Here is a 17,419-nt window from a genome sequence, read left to right as displayed (position 1 = left end):
TTTGCGCCCGAGCCGTTTATGTCTGACACAGCAGAATTTTTCAGCGACCCATCTCTTGTCCACACGCCTTCGGCATCTCGTCTATGGTCGTTGGTGGCGGTGGCATTGTTGATCAGCATTGCCCCCAAGGTCGGGTTGTTGCCACCAGATTGGACAATGGGCATGATGGTTGCGGGAACTTCGCTTTTCATCGTGGCACTATGCGTCGTGATCAAAGGCCAGATCGACGCCAGACATGCGCAGCAAACCACTGCTGTCATGGCCGCGTTTGCAGAACAGGAAGAGTCACTTTTCCTGATCGCGAATGCCTATGGCGACATTCTGGCGTCCAACGCACCAGCGCGGGAACAGTTCGGCGCGGCGAAAGGAGCCTGCCTTGAAACCTGCCTCAGTTCGACGTTCTCGACCCCTCAGGTGATTTTGTTGAGGTTGCAATCTCAGGCCCGATCATTCGGTCGGGCCCGCGAGGACTGCGTGATCAGGGGAAACACAAGCAGTGTCACCGTGTTTCAATTGGCTCCCGACATTTTTTGCTGGCGGTTTCAACAGTCAGAACAGGAAAGCTGGCAGTCTCTCAACCTGCCGGTTCTGACCATCGGACTCGCGGATGATGTGGTGCACCCGAATCCGGCGGCTAAAAAGTTGCTTGGGCCGCGTCCCGGTCGGGTGTGCGACATCTTCGGTGATGCTGACGCCGGGATCGGAGCCTCAAACATCATCAAGTCACAGGACGGAATGATACCGGTCGCCGTGACGGAACTTTCCCGATCCAGCAAGGAACGAAGCCTTGGTTTGGTGCCGCTCATTGAAGCTCCGGCGGCCGGGGCCAGCACGTCTTTTGCAGATCTTCCGGTTCCGGTTCTCACCCTGTCTCCGGCGGGGGCCATTCTGAATGCCAACAGGCTGGCGAATAAGCTGCTGGGAAATGAAAACCTGGAAGGTACGAACATAGCCGACATCATGCGGGGTATGGGGCACCCCATTCTGGATTGGCTGGCGCGGACGGCCGCGCAAGAAGACGCGCAACGATCCGAGTTTCTTCAGTTGACCCGAAAAGACAAGGAAGTCTTCGTTCAGGTCACGCTGAGCCGTGTCGTTGTCGATGGCAATATCTGTCTGATCGCGGTTCTGAATGACGCGACCGAGTTGAAGACTTTGGAGGCTCAATTCGTCCAAGGGCAGAAAATGCAAGCTGTGGGTCAATTGGCCGGCGGGGTCGCACATGATTTCAACAACCTGCTGACGGCCATTTCCGGGCACTGCGATCTGCTGTTGTTGCGTCACGATCAGAATGACCCGGATTATGGGGATCTGGTTCAGATCAATCAGAACGCCAACCGGGCCGCTGCGCTGGTCAGCCAGCTTCTGGCATTCTCGCGCAAACAGACGCTCAGGCCCGAAGTTCTGGATTTGCGCGACACGATCTCAGATCTCATTCACTTGTTGAACCGGTTGGTGGGCGAGAAAGTTCTGCTGACCCTCAGCCATGATCCGGTGTTAAAGCCGGTTCGGGCGGACAAACGGCAGCTGGAACAGGTGTTGATGAATCTGGTCGTCAACGCGCGCGATGCTATGCCTGACGGGGGCGAGATCCGCATCGAGACCGAGGTATTGAACCTGTCGCAACCGCTCAGCAGGGACAGGGCGACCGTCCAGCCCGGCGAATACGTTACGGTCAGGGTCATGGACAGCGGCGTGGGAATACCTGCCGACAAACTGCAAAAGGTCTTCGAGCCGTTCTATACGACAAAGCGCACGGGCGAGGGGACAGGGCTTGGGCTTTCAACAGCGTATGGCATCGTCAAGCAGACGGGCGGCTTCATCTTTGTCGACAGCACGGTGGGTCGAGGCACCGAATTCACCGTCTTTCTGCCGGTTTGCGCCACGGTGGCAGAGGCTGAACAGGACACTCCGGCCCAGCCCGAAGCTCAAAGCGCCCGGCAAGGAGAGGGTGTCGTGCTTTTGGTTGAAGACGAAGCACCGGTCCGCGCCTTTGCAACCCGGGCCCTGCGGCTCAAGGGCTACACTGTGCTGGAAGCGGATTCGGCCGAGGAAGCCCTACGACTTCTGGAGGATCCATCTTTGAACGTGGACGTATTCGTAACGGATGTGGTCATGCCCGGCATGGATGGGCCGACCTGGGTGCGCAAAGCTCGGGAAACACGTCCGGATGCCCGCGTGGTCTTCGTATCGGGGTATACGGAAGGTGCCTTTGGCGATTCAGAACCCGAGATCGCCAATTCGATCTTCCTGCCCAAGCCGTTTTCTCTCACCCAGTTGACCGAGGCGGTTTTCCAACAGCTGAACTGAGCACCCTACAAGGCTGCATCGTGGAGCGCGAATTCCTCTGCGTGTCTTTTGCGAAATTTCTGACGAGTCTCTGGCGTCAGCGTCAGATCACCCGGTGGTGATACATTCTCTTGCGGCAGGTCGATCTGCATATTCAGTCGCGCTTGCAGGAAGTCGAGAATTTTGCCCCGGTTTTCGTATTTGAAAATATGCGTGGCGCCGCGACCATTGCTGCGGGTACGGAAAAACTGGCTTTGGCTGCCAACATCGGCAAAATCCGGGCGCGGGTTTGACATATAGGCCTGCACAAACGTGTCGAAACTCATGTCTCGGGTCGAATGGACGTGACCGACCAGATCGGCGCGGCTGCGAAATCGATACCAGCTGCCCAGCCAGTCAACGGGTTCGCGAACAACTGCCAGGATCTCCATCTCGGTATCGTACATTTTCCGAAAAATGTTCTGGAAAAACCGATCATACCTGCGCACCGGAGCATGTTTAAGCTCGGGCGGGTGAGTGACGACGATATCAGCGCGATCCCGCAACGCCGTGTGATAAGCCGTGCTGCCGGTTTTGGGAACGGCAAGGAAGGCAAGGCGTTCCTCATAGAAAACAAGCATTTAATTGCTCCAATTGTCATCCGGCTATGCGCGCAGATTGTCGTAAAGGACTTCTTAATACAATTGCTGAAGACTAAATCCCGTAAGTTTTTATTGAAATGTTCTTCTTTTGGTCCCATAAGGAACAAGAGGCGAACAAAGCAGCGATTGCCGCCCGATCAAGGGTGTGACAAAAGGGAAGGCGACAGGACAATGGCGGATCTTCTGACAATGAGCGACAAGAAAAACGCAGACAAGCAAAAGGCGCTCGACAGCGCGCTGGCCCAGATCGAACGGCAGTTCGGCAAAGGCTCCATCATGAAGCTTGGCGAAGGCGCCAAACAGGACATCGACGCAAGTTCGACAGGCTCGCTCGGGCTGGATATTGCGTTGGGAATCGGCGGTCTGCCCATGGGGCGCATTGTTGAGATTTACGGCCCCGAAAGCTCGGGGAAGACGACGCTGACGCTGCATTGCATTGCAGAACAGCAGAAACGCGGCGGCGTCTGCGCCTTTGTTGACGCCGAGCACGCGCTGGACCCGCAATATGCGCGAAAGCTGGGCGTTGATCTGGATGAGCTTCTGATCTCGCAGCCCGATACCGGTGAGCAGGCGCTGGAGATCACCGATACGCTGGTGCGCTCGGGCGCGGTCAACATGGTCGTGGTCGATTCGGTTGCGGCGCTGACGCCGAAATCCGAACTGGAAGGCGACATGGGTGATAGCAATGTCGGCGTTCAGGCCCGTCTGATGAGCCAGGCGATGCGGAAACTGACGGGCTCGATCAGCCGCTCGAACTGCATGGTGATCTTCATCAACCAGATCAGGATGAAAATCGGCGTGATGTTCGGCAGCCCCGAAACCACCACCGGCGGTAATGCACTGAAATTCTACAGCTCGGTCCGTCTGGATATCCGGCGCATCGGCGCGATCAAGGACCGGGACGAAGTTGTCGGCAACCAGACGCGCGTCAAGGTCGTCAAAAACAAGGTTGCACCTCCCTTCAAGCAGGTGGAATTCGACATCATGTACGGCGAAGGCATCAGCAAGATGGGCGAACTGCTGGATCTGGGTGTCAAAGCCGGTGTGGTCGAAAAGTCAGGGTCATGGTTCAGCTATGGCGACGAACGGATCGGGCAGGGGCGTGAGAATGCCAAACAATATCTGCGCGACAACAGCCGCATTGCCTTTGAGATCGAAGACAAGATTCGGGCGGCTCACGGGCTGGATTTCGACATGCCTCCGGGCGCAGCCGAGGATGATGACATCCTTGAAGCCTGACGATCGCTGACGGGGTGCGGTACGTTCCCGACCCGAGGCGCTGTGTTGAAAATACATGAACAAGGCGGTCCCCGGGCCGCCTTGTTTCGTTCGGACACGCCTCTGCTGTGGACACTCGTTTGACAGGGGGATAAACCTGCGGGGACCAAGTTTTTTGTGCGCCGAGAGAGCCCTATGCCAACCCTGAACGACATCCGATCGACCTTTCTGAACTACTTTGAAAAACAGGGGCATGAGGTCGTGGCGTCCAGCCCGCTGGTGCCGCGCAACGACCCGACGCTGATGTTCGTCAATTCGGGCATGGTGCAGTTCAAGAACCTGTTCACCGGATTGGAAACACGTGACTACAAGCGCGCCACCACGGCGCAGAAATGTGTGCGTGCCGGCGGCAAGCACAACGATCTCGACAATGTGGGTTACACGGCGCGCCACCATACATTCTTCGAGATGTTGGGGAACTTCTCGTTTGGTGATTACTTCAAACACGAAGCGATCCCATTCGCGTGGGAATTGATCACCAAAGAATTTGGGATCGATAAGAACCGCCTGCTGACAACGGTCTATCATACCGATGACGAGGCGTTTGAAATCTGGAAAAAGGTCGGTGTTCCCGAAGACCGGATCATCCGCATCGCCACCAGCGACAATTTCTGGCAGATGGGCCCGACCGGCCCCTGCGGCCCGTGTACCGAGATCTTCTACGACCACGGAGACCACATCTGGGGTGGTCCTCCGGGCTCTGCCGAAGAGGACGGCGATCGGTTCATTGAAATCTGGAACGTCGTCTTCATGCAAAACGAGCAGTTCGAAGACGGCTCGATGGTCGAGCTCAACATGCAGTCGATCGATACGGGCATGGGGCTCGAGCGGATCGGTGCATTGTTGCAGGGCAGCCATGACAATTATGATACCGATCTGTTCAAGGCCCTGATCGAGGCATCGGCCGATGCAACCGGCGTGGATCCTTACGGGGATCAGAACGTGCACCACCGCGTGATCGCGGACCACCTGCGTTCGACTTCGTTCCTGATTGCTGATGGCGTGATGCCCAGCAATGACGGCCGCGGCTATGTTCTTCGCCGCATCATGCGTCGTGCCATGCGTCATGCGCATCTGTTGGGCGCCAAGGATCCGGTAATGCACCGGCTTGTCCCGGCATTGGTACAACAGATGGGCGGTCACTATGCCGAGTTGACCCAGGCACAGCCATTGATCGAAGAGACCTTGTTGCTTGAAGAAACGCGTTTCAAGCAGACGCTGGACCGGGGGTTGAGGCTGCTGGACGATGAGGTGTCCGGCCTTGCCGAGGGGGCGCCTTTGTCCGGTGAGGCGGCATTCAAACTGTATGACACCTACGGTTTCCCACTGGACCTGACACAGGATGCGCTGCGTGAAAAAGGCCGGACAGTTGACACCGAAGGCTTTGAAACGGCGATGGCCGAACAAAAGGCCAAGGCGCGGGCTGCCTGGGCCGGGTCAGGTGAAGCCGCGGATCAGGCGGTATGGTTCGATGTTCTGGACAGCGCCGGGGCGACCGACTTTCTTGGCTATGACACCGAGAAAGCCGAAGCTCAGGTTGCGGCACTGGCTGTTGACGGTGCTTTGGTTGACAAGATCGAAGCGGGCGACAGCGGCTGGGTCGTGGTGAACCAGACGCCGTTCTATGGCGAAGCTGGTGGTCAGGTGGGCGACACCGGCGAGTTGCGGCGTCTTGAAGATCGCGATCACCTCAGCCGGGTGGAGGACACCAGAAAATTCGCGGATGGGAAGGTCTATGCACATAAGGTGACGGTCGTCAGCGGTGCCGTGTCAAAAGGCGATTCTGTCGAGCTGGAAGTCGATCATGCGCGCCGCACGGCAATCCGGGCCAACCACTCGGCCACCCACTTGCTGCATGAAGCGCTGCGGGAAAAGCTGGGCGACCATGTGGCGCAGCGCGGCTCGCTGAATGCGGCGGATCGTCTGCGGTTCGACTTCAGCCATTCCAAAGCGCTGAGCCTGGAGGAAATCCAGAAGATCGAACGTGAGGTGAACGGTTTCATCCGCCAGAACTCGGCTGTCGAGACACGGGTCATGACACCGGATGACGCACGCAAACTGGGCGCGCAGGCACTGTTCGGCGAGAAATACGGTGACGAGGTGCGTGTTGTTTCGATGGGAAAGGCACCTACGGGCAAGGGCCATGATGGCGAAACCTGGTCGATCGAACTGTGCGGCGGCACCCATGTGCGCCAGACGGGTGACATCGGCACCTTTGTTATCCTGGGCGACAGCGCAAGCAGTGCCGGCGTGCGCCGCATCGAGGCACTGACCGGGGATGAGGCGTTCCGTTACCTTTCGACACAGGATCATCGTCTTGCGCAGGTGGCGTCGGAACTGAAGGCGCAGCCGGATGATGTGGTGGCCCGCGTGAAAAGCCTGCTGGAGGAACGCAAGTCATTGCAGAACGAAGTGGCGCAACTGCGTCGAGATCTGGCGATGGCCGGCGGGAACGGGCAGGGCGGTGGTGCCGAAGCGCGTGATGTGAACGGCGTGAAATTCATAGCGCAGGCCCTCAGCGGGGTGTCCGGCAAGGATCTTCCGGCATTGATCGACGAACACAAGGCGCGTCTTGGGTCGGGGGCGGTGTTGCTCATCGCGGATACCGGCGGCAAGGCCGCGGTTGCGGCTGGCGTCACCGAAGACCTGACAGGAACCGTTTCGGCGGTCGATCTGGTCAAGGCCGCCGTGGTGGAATTGGGCGGCAAGGGCGGCGGCGGCCGCCCGGATATGGCCCAGGGCGGTGGACGGGATGCGTCAAACGCGGATTCGGCGATCAAGGCCGCAGAACAGGTTTTAGGAGGATAAGATGGCCGCACTTTGGATTGCACATGTGACGGTGACCGATGCTGAGGCGTATGGAAAATATGCCGAATTGGCCGGGCCAGCCATTGCCAAGCACGGGGGCACTTTCATCGCCCGTGCGGCGCGTTACGTTCAGTTGGAAGGCAAGGAACGGCCACGCAACGTTGTTGCCCGTTTCCCGTCGCTTGAAGCGGCTGTCGAATGCTATAACTCGGATGACTATCAACAAGCATTGAGTCATGCGCGCGACGCCAGTGAACGTGAATTGGTTGTGGTTGAAATCACGGAGTGAACGTCTGCGTTCACGAAGTGTAGCGCGGTTTGCCCGGTAAACGGGCAGCCAATAGGCAATCATTGGCTTATGCCACGATCGACCTTGGAAACTCAGCTCGCAAATATGGGCTGAGTTTATTTTTTCATTATTTCAATTACTTGTCAGGCCACGCCGTCGCGGATTTGCGCGTTTAGCGCCTGAATTGTGGCTGCTTCACCCAAATTCTTGCGCAAAAAGGTCAGATTGACGGACGAATTTCCGCCCTTTTTCCCCTTCAACTTTTTAGGTGATTGCCTGCGCGGGGTTGTTCGCGGATAGTTTCACGAATCGGAATGCGACCCTGTTTGACGTGCAATCGTACGAAGAACATCGGATTGGGGTACAGGCATGAAACACTTCACAAATCTGGCCAAGCGGTTTGGTGCAAGACTTCTGCCGGTTTCAGTGCGGGCCTTCAGCATCAGTTTTTTTGGCGTTTGCACCCTAGCGGTGGTCCCCGTCGCACATGCGTCCGGGAACGGGTTTATCCCAAGTGTCGCGTCCTCGCCGCCACCTTCAGGGGCGGCAAATCTGTGCGCCGAGTACAAATGGGCCTGTGCCGAAAAACGATCCGTGTCCATGTCCAGCCAGCAAGAACTGAAGGTTGTCGAACAGGTGAATCGGCGCGTGAACAGATCGACGCGAGAAGTCACCGATCAATCTCAGTACAAAATGACCGAGCGTTGGGCGCTTCCCACGGACAGGGGGGGCGATTGCGAAGACTTCGCGCTGTTGAAGAAAAGAGATTTGATCCATGCCGGCGTCGATCCAAGTAAACTGTTGATCGCGACGGTTCTGGACACGCGTCGGGTGCCTCATGCGGTGCTGGTGTATCGCTCTTCAAACGGTGATTTGGTTTTGGACAACCTCACGAACCGTATCAAACCCTGGACGGCGACGCGGTATCTGTTTCTTCGCATGCAAGACCCGAACCGCCCCGGACGTTGGGTTGGTGTGTACGGCCATAGCTGAGGAAACCTGAAAGTCTTTTTGAGAAACTGAATACCGGTGCAATCGTATCTTGCACCGGTATTTTTGCTTCCAAATTAAAACGTTTCGCCGCCGCCTTCGTTTTCGCCGCCGCCTTCGTTTTCACCGCCACCTTCGTTTTCGCCGCCGCCTTCGTTTTCGCCACCACCTTCGTTTTCACCGCCACCTTCGTTTTCACCGCCGCCGCCAGAGCCGCTGCCTTCGCCCCCTAGGCCAGTGCCACCGCCGCCGGTGCCGCCGTTTTCACCGCTTGTACCGCCGGTTCCACCGCTTAAACCGCCACCACCACCGAAAGCCGAGCCGCTGTCGACTGTCTCATCGGACGGACCATCTCCGGATCGCTGATCACTTGCGCCGATCGACGCCGTCGGCAAATCTGAAAGCAAGTCTGCAAGTGGCGCACATTCAGCACCTACACGCGCCAGAATTTGATCGAAATCGTGCCGGCGTTGAATGTATCGGATCATACCCGATGTCACAGCGTCACACTCACATAACACCTGTGCGGATGCAGCGGATTGTCTGGCTGTTTGAACGGTGCATGTTCCGGCGGCGAAAGCTTCACCCGTAGGCGAAAACAAAAATGTCGTAGCGACAAAATACAGCGGGATATTGCGGGACCGGATACCCATGTGGAACTCCTCGAAACTCGATACTTTACTACGTGTTCATATGAACCACCGCAGCGAGGGTGTTTATGAACGACGTCACACAACTGGCATATTTTCACCTTAAACGGGTCTCAATCACAACATGTGGATTGGGGGAGTGATGGAGAATTAATGCAACCCAAAGAAGAAAGTCTACTCTTTTCAATTGAAAACCGGGCGTAGTGCCCGGTTGTCCGTTTTTTATCTTTTGTCCGTTTGGACGCAAAATTGCCACACTTGGGCAATTGTTTCCGATTGCGGCAGCGGTCTGCCGGGTAAATCAGGCCGACTTGGCCATCCGCTTGCGCTCGTGCGGGTCAAGATAACGCTTGCGCAAGCGCACTGCATTCGGGGTGACTTCGACCAGTTCATCGTCGTCAATATAAGCAATTGCCTCTTCCAGCGAGAACTGAATATGCGGCGTTAGACGAACCGCATCGTCCGAGCCACTCGCGCGTACGTTTGTCAGCTTCTTGCCTTTCAGCGGGTTCACTTCCAGATCATTGTCACGAGAATGCTCGCCAATCACCATGCCTTGATAGACATCCGTTTGAGGACCGACAAACATCCGGCCACGCTCTTCCAGGTTCCACAGGGCATAGGCCACGGCTTGGCCATTCTCCATCGAGATCAGAACGCCCGCTCGGCGGCCCGGGATCGGGCCTTTGTGCGGCGCCCAGCCATGGAACACGCGGTTCAGAACGCCTGTGCCGCGGGTGTCGGTCAGGAATTCGCCGTGATAGCCGATCAGGCCACGGGACGGTACATGGGCAATGATGCGGGTCTTGCCGGCACCTGCGGGGCGCATCTCGACCAACTCACCTTTGCGGGCCCCGGTGATCTTTTCGATCACGGCGCCCGAGTATTCATCGTCAACGTCAATGGTGACTTCCTCGATCGGTTCCAGCCGCTGGCCGTTTTCTTCACGGAACAGAACCTGAGGGCGCGAGATGCTGAGTTCGAACCCTTCACGGCGCATGTTCTCGATCAGAACACCCATCTGCAACTCGCCGCGGCCCGCGACCTCGAAAGCCTCGCCGCCGGGTGTGTCGGTGACGCGAATCGCGACATTGGATTCGGCTTCTTTCATCAGGCGATCACGGATGACGCGCGACTGAACTTTCTTGCCGTCACGACCGGCCAACGGAGAATCATTGATACCAAAAGTTACGGTGATCGTCGGCGGGTCGATGGGCTGTGCAGGCAGGGCTTCTTCGACCTGCGGAGCAACCAGAGAATCTGCCACGGTTGCTTTGCTCATGCCGGCGATGGTGACGATGTCACCGGCTTCGGCCACATCGATAGGTTGCTGAGCCAGCCCGCGGAATGCCAATATTTTTGAGGCGCGAAAGTTTTCGATCAACGATCCGTCACGGCTCAGGGCTTTCAGGCTGTCGCCAGCTTTCAATGTGCCGCTTTCCACACGACCCGTCAGAATGCGGCCGATGAAAGGATCGCTGCCCAAAGTGGTGGCCAGCATCCGGAACGGCTCACCCTTATGCGCGATCTGTTTCGGGGCAGGAACGTGATCGACGATCAGATCAAACAGTGCGCTCAGGTCCTTGCGCGGGCCGTCCAGCTCCATATCCGCCCAGCCTGAACGGCCCGAGGCATACATGGCCGGGAAATCCAACTGGTCATCATCGGCGCCGAGGTTGGCAAACAGATCAAAGCATTCGTCCAATGCGCGATCAGGCTCTGCATCCGGCTTGTCGACCTTGTTCAGAACCACGATCGGGCGCAGGCCCAGCGCCAAGGCTTTCGACGTCACGAACTTGGTCTGCGGCATCGGGCCTTCGGCGGCATCAACCAGCAGGACGACACCATCGACCATGCTGAGGATACGCTCGACCTCACCACCGAAATCGGCGTGGCCGGGGGTGTCGACGATGTTGATGCGCGTGTCTTTCCATTCGACCGAAGTTGCCTTGGCCAGAATGGTGATGCCACGCTCGCGCTCCAGATCGTTGCTGTCCATGGCGCGTTCCGCCACGGCCTGGTTTTCCCGGAACGCGCCGGATTGTTTGAGCAGCTCATCCACCAGGGTCGTCTTGCCGTGGTCCACGTGAGCGATGATTGCGATGTTGCGCAGGTCCATGAGAGGTCAGCCTTTGAACGGGAAGTTGCCGCGCGCATAGCGCGGCGCGACAAAATATACCAGCCCTAACCGTGGATCAGTGACCGGCAGTCTTGGAAAAGAGGTGAATGATCAGGATTCCGGACAAGATCAACGTCAACCCCAGGATCGCAGGCCAATCCAGCCTTTGGCCGAACACGATGAATCCGATCACGGCGATCAGAAAGATGCCCAGACCGGACCAGATCGCATAAACAATACCGACAGGCATGTATTTCAGCGTCAGCGCCATGAGGTAAAATGCGAGTCCGTACCCCACGACCATAAGGACGGACGGCCAGAACCGGGTGAATTGTTGACTGGCCTGCAAGGCCGTGGTGCCAATGGTTTCCGCAACGACAGCCAGCATCAGATACAGATACGCTTGGGGCATTTTAATCCTCGAAACAGGAAAGATACCCTCGCGTTGAGCATGAAACCGAAGGGGTGGGCAAGGCGATTTTTGGAGTTTGAAGATATGAGAATACCGTCTGAGGTCAGGTATACCTGACTATTCAGAGAATCGAATTAGTGTAATCTTCTCAACGTATTTTATGATTTGTTATTGAGTTTTGAGTTATGACGACATTTTCGAAATCCGTAATATTTGCTGCGGGTCTGATAGTGGCGATTGGGTGGCTTGCTGACGGGGGGTCCGTCGAAGTTGAAGCAGCCAACATGGTTGAACAGTTTGATGGTAGTAGTGTTTTTTAAGCGCCACGTAGAGCTTAGCAGGGAAAAGGGAGCCGTCGGGCTCCTTTTTTCTTTTCTGCCTAGTGGTGTACAGCCTCGACGTTCTGGAAGTGTGCAGCCAGTTGCGGTTGCAGCCAATCCCACAGCCGAGGAGAACCTGCTGCAATCGCAGGCTGAACGCGTGCCTCAAGCTGGGCATATGTTACTTTGTAATCGACCCACGATCCGCCACCGGTTTCCAGATTGGCGACAGGTGTCTGAAAACGATCAACGGCTTTGGCGAACCTGGCGTCGGGGCTGTCTGCCGCTTCAAACTCGTGCCACAATGTCGTGAAGGTGTTGCATTGCGTGTCGGGCAGCAACCCGAACAAGCGCTTGGCGGCCGCTTGTTCCTTGGCGGCTTGCGCTGCGTGATCGACCTGCCCGTGGATCGGATTGTCGCCGGCGTCGATTTCGACGATATCGTGCAGCAACAGCATCTGAAGGACCCGATCAACACTGATACCTGAGGGCGCGTTTTCAGCCAGGACCCAGGCGTAGAGCATGATGTGCCACGAGTGTTCTGCCGAGTTTTCGAAACGATCACCCGCCATCAGCCGCGAGGCACGGAGAACAGACTTCAGCTGATCAGCTTCGGTCAGAAACGCCAGCCGTGTCGTAAACGCGTTGGCCTGCGTATCTGCACCAGCCAGCAGGTTTGCGGCGTGCTCGTAGGCCAGTGGAAAAACCTTTTCCAGATAGGCGGCGCGACCGCCTTCGAGGTTTGAACGCGCTATGCCCACGTGATCCGGATCGGGGTTCGGGGCACACAGAACCTGAAACAGTGGCTGACAACGATCCAGAACCTTTGCAAACTGGGCGTCGGCGGTCTGATCTTCCTCAAATTCACGCCAGACAGCGTGAAACGCATCGGCCTGATCCTTTGGCAACAGCCCAAACAGCTCTTTGGCTGCGGCTTGTTCGGCCTTGGCGACCGCGTTCCAGTCAGTCTCAAGGTGAATTGGGTGGTCGCCGACAACGATTTCAACCAGGTCATGCAGCAACAGCATGCGTATGACCCGATCAATCGAGACTTCCGGCCCCGCCAACGGGGCCATGACAAAGGCCCACAAGGCCAGATGCCAGCTGTGTTCTGCCGAATTTTCGGGTCTGGACTGGTCAAGCAGGACATTTGCCCGCTCGACCATTTTCAGTTCGTCGGCCCGTTTCAGAAATGCGATTTGCGCCGACAGACGGTCGGTCATTGCTTTTCGATCGCCTTCTGCTTTGCACGATGCGCAGACAAGCGTTTGATCACGAACTGCCTGGCTTTCCGTTCAGCCAACCGAACACGAATTTCCGTCAGAAACGCCTCTTCCAGAGACTGAGACGCGGCCCCGAGCACTTCACCAACTTCGACAAAGAACCTGTCTTCGCCCGTCTCATCCATTACCTTCATCGTATCTTCGGCCAGTTTGGCGGCAAGAGATGTGATGGTGTCGGACATCAGCGGGTGTTCTCGGTCAGGCGGCGTTTCACATAGTCGCTGACATTGGTGATCAGCGTGTCCATGTGACGATCCTGAAAGAAGTGATCTGCACCTTCTACTTCGGTGTGCGTGATGGTGATCCCCTTCTGCTCGTGCAGCTTGTTCACCAGCGAGGTCGTGTCAGCCGGTGGCGCCACCCTGTCAGCCGTTCCGTTGATGATCAGGCCGGAAGACGGGCAGGGGGCAAGGAACGAAAAGTCATACATGTTTGCAGGGGGCGATACACTGATGAACCCCGTGATTTCAGGGCGGCGCATCAGCAGCTGCATACCGATCCACGCACCGAACGAAAAACCTGCGACCCAGCAGTGTTTCGAATTGTTGTTCATCGATTGCAGGTAGTCCAGCGCCGATGCCGCATCGCTCAGCTCGCCCACGCCCTGATCATACTCGCCCTGGCTGCGACCGACGCCGCGGAAGTTAAAGCGCAACACGGTGAACCCCATGTTGTAGAAGGCATAGTGAAGATTGTAGACCACCTTGTTGTTCATGGTCCCGCCGAACTGAGGGTGCGGGTGAAGCACGATGGCGATCGGTGCGTCTTTTTCCTTTTGCGGGTGGTAGCGGCCTTCCAGGCGGCCTTCGGGTCCGGGAAAAATCACCTCGGGCATGTGTGCTTTGGTCCTGTCTTTTTCGTGCCGATGCCCGGATATACTTGACGATAATCGTCGGGCACCTTAGAACGGTTCTAATTATGTTGCTTGGCGCATACCAGCGCTGTCAGTCGGAGATACGCACTGGCAACGTCGGCGTCAATGATTTCGCGCAAATCCTGCTGAAAGGGGGCATGGAATGAAGCTGTCGACCAAAGGGCGTTACGCAATGGTCGCCCTGGCGGATATTGCGCTCCAGCCGACGGAACGACTGGTGACGCTTGGGGAAATCTCCGAGAGGCAGGACATTTCGTTGCCATATCTCGAGCAGCTCTTCGTCAAACTCCGCCGGGCGGACTTGGTGTCTTCCGTGCGGGGGCCCGGCGGCGGGTATCGACTGGCACGCCCGGCATCCGAAATTCGTGTCGTCGAAATTCTGGCGGCCGTGGACGAAACCGTTGATGCGCTGCAAAAAGGGGCCGGAGCGTCCGGGGCCTCGTCCGGCAGCCGCGCTCAATCATTGACCAATCGGCTTTGGGAAAGTCTCAGCGCGCATGTCTATGTGTTCCTGCATCAAACCCGTTTGTCAGATGTGATCAAGAACGACCTCGCCCCGTGCCCGGCCGTTCCGAGCCTGTTTTCCGTTGTAGATGAATGATCTTAACGGGCGGGATATGAAATGAAGTCTGTCGGCAAAAAGATGTATCCATGAAACGTGTTTATCTGGATCACAATGCAACAACGCCGCTGCGCCCCGAAGCGAGGGACGCGATGATTTCGGCGATGGAAGTCTGCGGCAATCCCTCGTCGGTTCATGCGGAAGGTCGGGCCGCCAAAGCTCTGATCGAGCGCGCCCGGGCCCAGGTTGCATCGGCCTTTGGGGCGGATGGGGCGGATATCGTCTTTACATCTGGGTCAACCGAAGGTGCGGCGCTGGCATTGTCGGGGCGCCAATTGCACGGCGCGGCGATTGAACATGACGCGGTAAGAGCCTGGATCAAAGAGGATCTTACGGTTTCCGAGGCCGGAGACGTGCAGGTAACCGCGCCTGAAATGTCGACATTGCAACTGGCAAACTCAGAGACGGGGATTGTTCAAACACTGCCGTCCGGTCTGGCCGTGACAGACGCCACACAGGCTTTTGGCAAGCTGCCCGTCGCGTTCAACTGGATGAATGCCCAGATGGCCCTGGTCTCGGCGCATAAACTGGGCGGTCCAAAAGGTGTCGGTGCCGTTGTGATGCAGCGCGGAACCGACCTGGCGGCGCAGATCAAGGGGGGCGGTCAGGAAATGGGCCGCAGGTCAGGAACCGAAAATGTCATTGGTATCGTGGGGTTCGGGGCCGCAGCTGAAGCTGCGATGCGGGATCTGGCCAATGGCGTTTGGGAGCAGGTCGAAGAATTTAGAAATATTCTAGAAAACGCTCTTGAGGCCGCTGTAAAATCACCTATTTTTGTCGGGAAAGGGCGGCAACGCCTGCCGAACACCCTGTGTTTTGCTGCGCCCGGTTGGAAGGGTGAAACCCAGGTCATGCAGATGGACCTGTCGGGTTTTGCCGTCAGTGCGGGCTCTGCCTGTTCCAGCGGCAAGGTTCGTTCCAGCGCGGTGCTTACCGCCATGGGATTTGACGAGGAAACGGCCAGCAGCGCAATCCGCGTATCGCTGGGACCTCGGACAACGGAAGAAGATGTGCTGCGTTTCGCCGAAACGTGGCTTGAGAAAGAGAAAAAGCTTCGCGCGCGCGCCGCGTGATCTGACGGAGGGTAAGTTATGGCCGCTTTGGACCAGACCCAGGTGAAAGAGGGTGTCGATCAGGAAACCGTGGATGCGGTGCGCGAGGTCGGAACCTATAAATACGGCTGGGACACGGACATCGAAATGGAGTACGCGCCGAAAGGTGTGAACCCGGACATCGTTCGTCTGATCTCGGAAAAGAATGAAGAACCGGAATGGATGACCGAGTGGCGTCTGGCCGCGTTTGAGCGCTGGACCAAGATGGAAGAACCGAAATGGGCCATGGTCACCTATCCCGAGATCGATTTTCAGAACCAGTATTACTATGCCCGTCCGAAATCGATGGAAGAGAAACCCAAATCGTTGGACGATGTCGACCCCAAGCTGCTGGCCACTTACGAAAAGCTTGGTATCCCTCTGAAAGAACAGATGATTCTGGCCGGCGTCGAAGGTGCTGAGGATGCTCCGGCCGAGGGTCGCAAGGTTGCTGTGGACGCGGTGTTTGACTCAGTGTCCGTCGGCACGACCTTTCAGGCCGAACTGAAAAAGGCCGGTGTGATTTTCTGTTCGATTTCAGAAGCGATCAAGGAACACCCTGAGCTGGTCAAGAAGTATCTGGGCACTGTGGTTCCGGTGTCGGACAACTTTTATGCGACATTGAACTCGGCCGTGTTTTCGGATGGGTCCTTCGTCTACATTCCGCCCGGTGTCCGCTGCCCGATGGAACTGAGCACCTATTTCCGCATCAACGCCGAAAACACGGGCCAGTTCGAGCGCACTCTGATCATCGCCGACAAAGGCTCGTACGTGTCCTATCTGGAAGGCTGCACCGCGCCCCAGCGCGACACCGCGCAGCTGCACGCGGCCGTGGTCGAGATCATTGTCGAAGAAGACGCCGAAGTGAAATACTCGACCGTCCAGAACTGGTTCCCCGGGGATGAAAACGGCAAGGGCGGCATCTACAACTTCGTGACCAAACGTGCCGACTGCCGGGGCGACCGGTCCAAGGTGATGTGGACGCAGGTTGAAACCGGCTCGGCCGTGACGTGGAAATACCCGTCCTGCATCCTGCGCGGCAACGAAAGCCAGGGTGAGTTCTATTCGATCGCGATTGCCAACAACTATCAGCAGGCCGATACCGGCACTAAGATGGTTCATCTGGGCAAGAACACCAAGTCGCGCATCGTGTCCAAGGGCATCAGTGCGGGCAAGGCGCAGAACACCTATCGTGGTCTGGTTTCGATGCATCCGAAAGCCAAGGACAGCCGCAACTATACCCAATGCGACAGCTTGCTGATCGGCGACAAATGCGGGGCACATACGGTTCCGTATATCGAGGTCAAGAACAACTCGTCCCGGGTTGAGCATGAGGCGACGACATCCAAGGTGGATGACGATCAGCTGTTCTACTGCCGTCAGCGCGGCATGGACGAAGAAGAAGCCGTGGCTTTGGTGGTCAACGGGTTCTGCAAGGACGTTCTGCAAGCACTGCCGATGGAGTTCGCCATGGAAGCGCAGCAACTGGTGGCAATCTCGCTGGAAGGGTCGGTTGGCTGATGACGCGGGCGTCACGAAGCGGCATCCGGAAAGAAGACGTGCTGACCTGGCTGGGTTACGCGTTGCCGGTTCTTGGCGGTCTGCTGGGTATGGCTTACGTCAACATCAACCACATGGAATTCATCAACCCGGTTTGGGCGGTTGGCGGAGGGGCGATCCTGGGCTGGATCGTCGCGCGTCTGATCCGCAAGTTGCTGGGATAAGAAGGTTTCGGGGCCACGGTGCCCCCTGC

At 57.2% G+C, this 17,419-nt stretch carries 16 protein-coding genes; 9 read left to right on the top strand and 7 right to left on the bottom strand.

All coding sequences use genetic code 11. The annotated features are described in order from the left end of the window. Window positions 1-18 precede the first annotated feature (18 nt). Window positions 19-2,310: a hybrid sensor histidine kinase/response regulator gene (locus ACR0E2_RS03305; protein ID WP_480445166.1), complete on the top strand. Its 2,292-nt coding sequence runs from the start codon at window positions 19-21 to the stop codon at window positions 2,308-2,310. A 5-nt stretch (window positions 2,311-2,315) separates the two neighbouring features. Here ACR0E2_RS03305 and ACR0E2_RS03300 read toward each other — a convergent pair whose 3' ends face one another. Beyond that, complete coding sequence (locus tag ACR0E2_RS03300; RefSeq protein WP_480445164.1) at window positions 2,316-2,909, bottom strand: gamma-glutamyl kinase; 594 nt, start codon at window positions 2,907-2,909, stop codon at window positions 2,316-2,318. Between the two features lie 192 nt (window positions 2,910-3,101). On the opposite strand from ACR0E2_RS03300, the gene recA reads away from it, so the two are divergent. From recA to ACR0E2_RS03280, 4 genes are all read left to right on the top strand, one after another. Further along, complete coding sequence (gene recA, locus ACR0E2_RS03295; protein ID WP_152458025.1) at window positions 3,102-4,169, top strand: recombinase RecA; 1,068 nt, start codon at window positions 3,102-3,104, stop codon at window positions 4,167-4,169. 174 nt (window positions 4,170-4,343) lie between these two features. Beyond that, window positions 4,344-7,016, top strand: a complete 2,673-nt coding sequence (alaS, locus tag ACR0E2_RS03290; protein WP_480445162.1) for an alanine--tRNA ligase — start codon at window positions 4,344-4,346, stop codon at window positions 7,014-7,016. 1 nt (window position 7,017) lies between these two features. Then, window positions 7,018-7,305 (top strand): DUF1330 domain-containing protein, encoded by a 288-nt coding sequence (locus tag ACR0E2_RS03285; RefSeq protein WP_170344227.1) that lies wholly within the window; start codon window positions 7,018-7,020, stop codon window positions 7,303-7,305. 369 nt (window positions 7,306-7,674) lie between these two features. After that, on the top strand, window positions 7,675-8,298 hold the full coding sequence (locus ACR0E2_RS03280; protein WP_480445160.1) for a transglutaminase-like cysteine peptidase: 624 nt from the start codon (window positions 7,675-7,677) through the stop codon (window positions 8,296-8,298). 74 nt (window positions 8,299-8,372) lie between these two features. On the opposite strand, the gene ACR0E2_RS03275 is transcribed toward ACR0E2_RS03280, so the two are convergent. The 6 genes from ACR0E2_RS03275 to ACR0E2_RS03250 form a co-directional block, all read right to left on the bottom strand. Beyond that, the gene (locus ACR0E2_RS03275) at window positions 8,373-8,783 is read right to left on the bottom strand and encodes a hypothetical protein (RefSeq protein WP_480445159.1); all 411 of its coding nucleotides are present in this window, start codon (window positions 8,781-8,783) and stop codon (window positions 8,373-8,375) included. A 463-nt stretch (window positions 8,784-9,246) separates the two neighbouring features. Next, window positions 9,247-11,064 (bottom strand): translational GTPase TypA, encoded by a 1,818-nt coding sequence (gene typA, locus ACR0E2_RS03270; protein WP_152458021.1) that lies wholly within the window; start codon window positions 11,062-11,064, stop codon window positions 9,247-9,249. Window positions 11,065-11,140: 76 nt separating this feature from the next. Continuing rightward, on the bottom strand, window positions 11,141-11,476 hold the full coding sequence (locus ACR0E2_RS03265; protein WP_480445157.1) for a DMT family transporter: 336 nt from the start codon (window positions 11,474-11,476) through the stop codon (window positions 11,141-11,143). A gap of 379 nt (window positions 11,477-11,855) precedes the next feature. Further along, complete coding sequence (locus ACR0E2_RS03260) at window positions 11,856-13,019, bottom strand: HD domain-containing protein (protein ID WP_480445156.1); 1,164 nt, start codon at window positions 13,017-13,019, stop codon at window positions 11,856-11,858. Then, complete coding sequence (locus tag ACR0E2_RS03255; RefSeq protein WP_152458018.1) at window positions 13,016-13,261, bottom strand: hypothetical protein; 246 nt, start codon at window positions 13,259-13,261, stop codon at window positions 13,016-13,018. The genes ACR0E2_RS03260 and ACR0E2_RS03255 overlap by 4 nt, the downstream gene beginning before the upstream one ends. Then, window positions 13,261-13,914 carry an alpha/beta hydrolase gene (locus tag ACR0E2_RS03250; RefSeq protein WP_152458017.1) on the bottom strand — a complete coding sequence of 218 codons (654 nt, stop codon included), beginning with the start codon at window positions 13,912-13,914 and terminating at the stop codon, window positions 13,261-13,263. The genes ACR0E2_RS03255 and ACR0E2_RS03250 overlap by 1 nt, the downstream gene beginning before the upstream one ends. A 181-nt stretch (window positions 13,915-14,095) precedes the next feature. Between ACR0E2_RS03250 and iscR the strand changes: the two genes are divergently transcribed. The 4 genes from iscR to ACR0E2_RS03230 are packed head-to-tail and all read left to right on the top strand — an operon-like array spanning window position 14,096 to window position 17,390. Then, window positions 14,096-14,554 (top strand): Fe-S cluster assembly transcriptional regulator IscR, encoded by a 459-nt coding sequence (gene iscR, locus ACR0E2_RS03245; protein ID WP_152458016.1) that lies wholly within the window; start codon window positions 14,096-14,098, stop codon window positions 14,552-14,554. 50 nt (window positions 14,555-14,604) lie between these two features. Further along, the gene (locus tag ACR0E2_RS03240; protein ID WP_480445154.1) at window positions 14,605-15,648 is read left to right on the top strand and encodes a cysteine desulfurase family protein; all 1,044 of its coding nucleotides are present in this window, start codon (window positions 14,605-14,607) and stop codon (window positions 15,646-15,648) included. Window positions 15,649-15,666: 18 nt separating this feature from the next. Beyond that, the gene (gene sufB / locus ACR0E2_RS03235; protein ID WP_480445152.1) at window positions 15,667-17,187 is read left to right on the top strand and encodes a Fe-S cluster assembly protein SufB; all 1,521 of its coding nucleotides are present in this window, start codon (window positions 15,667-15,669) and stop codon (window positions 17,185-17,187) included. Next, the gene (locus ACR0E2_RS03230; RefSeq protein WP_152458013.1) at window positions 17,187-17,390 is read left to right on the top strand and encodes a hypothetical protein; all 204 of its coding nucleotides are present in this window, start codon (window positions 17,187-17,189) and stop codon (window positions 17,388-17,390) included. The genes sufB and ACR0E2_RS03230 overlap by 1 nt, the downstream gene beginning before the upstream one ends. Window positions 17,391-17,419 lie beyond the last annotated feature (29 nt).

This window comes from Ruegeria sp. A4 (genome assembly GCF_056543025.1).
The sequence above is the reverse complement of the archived record's forward strand: the minus strand, read 5'-3'. Positions and strand labels throughout refer to the sequence as shown.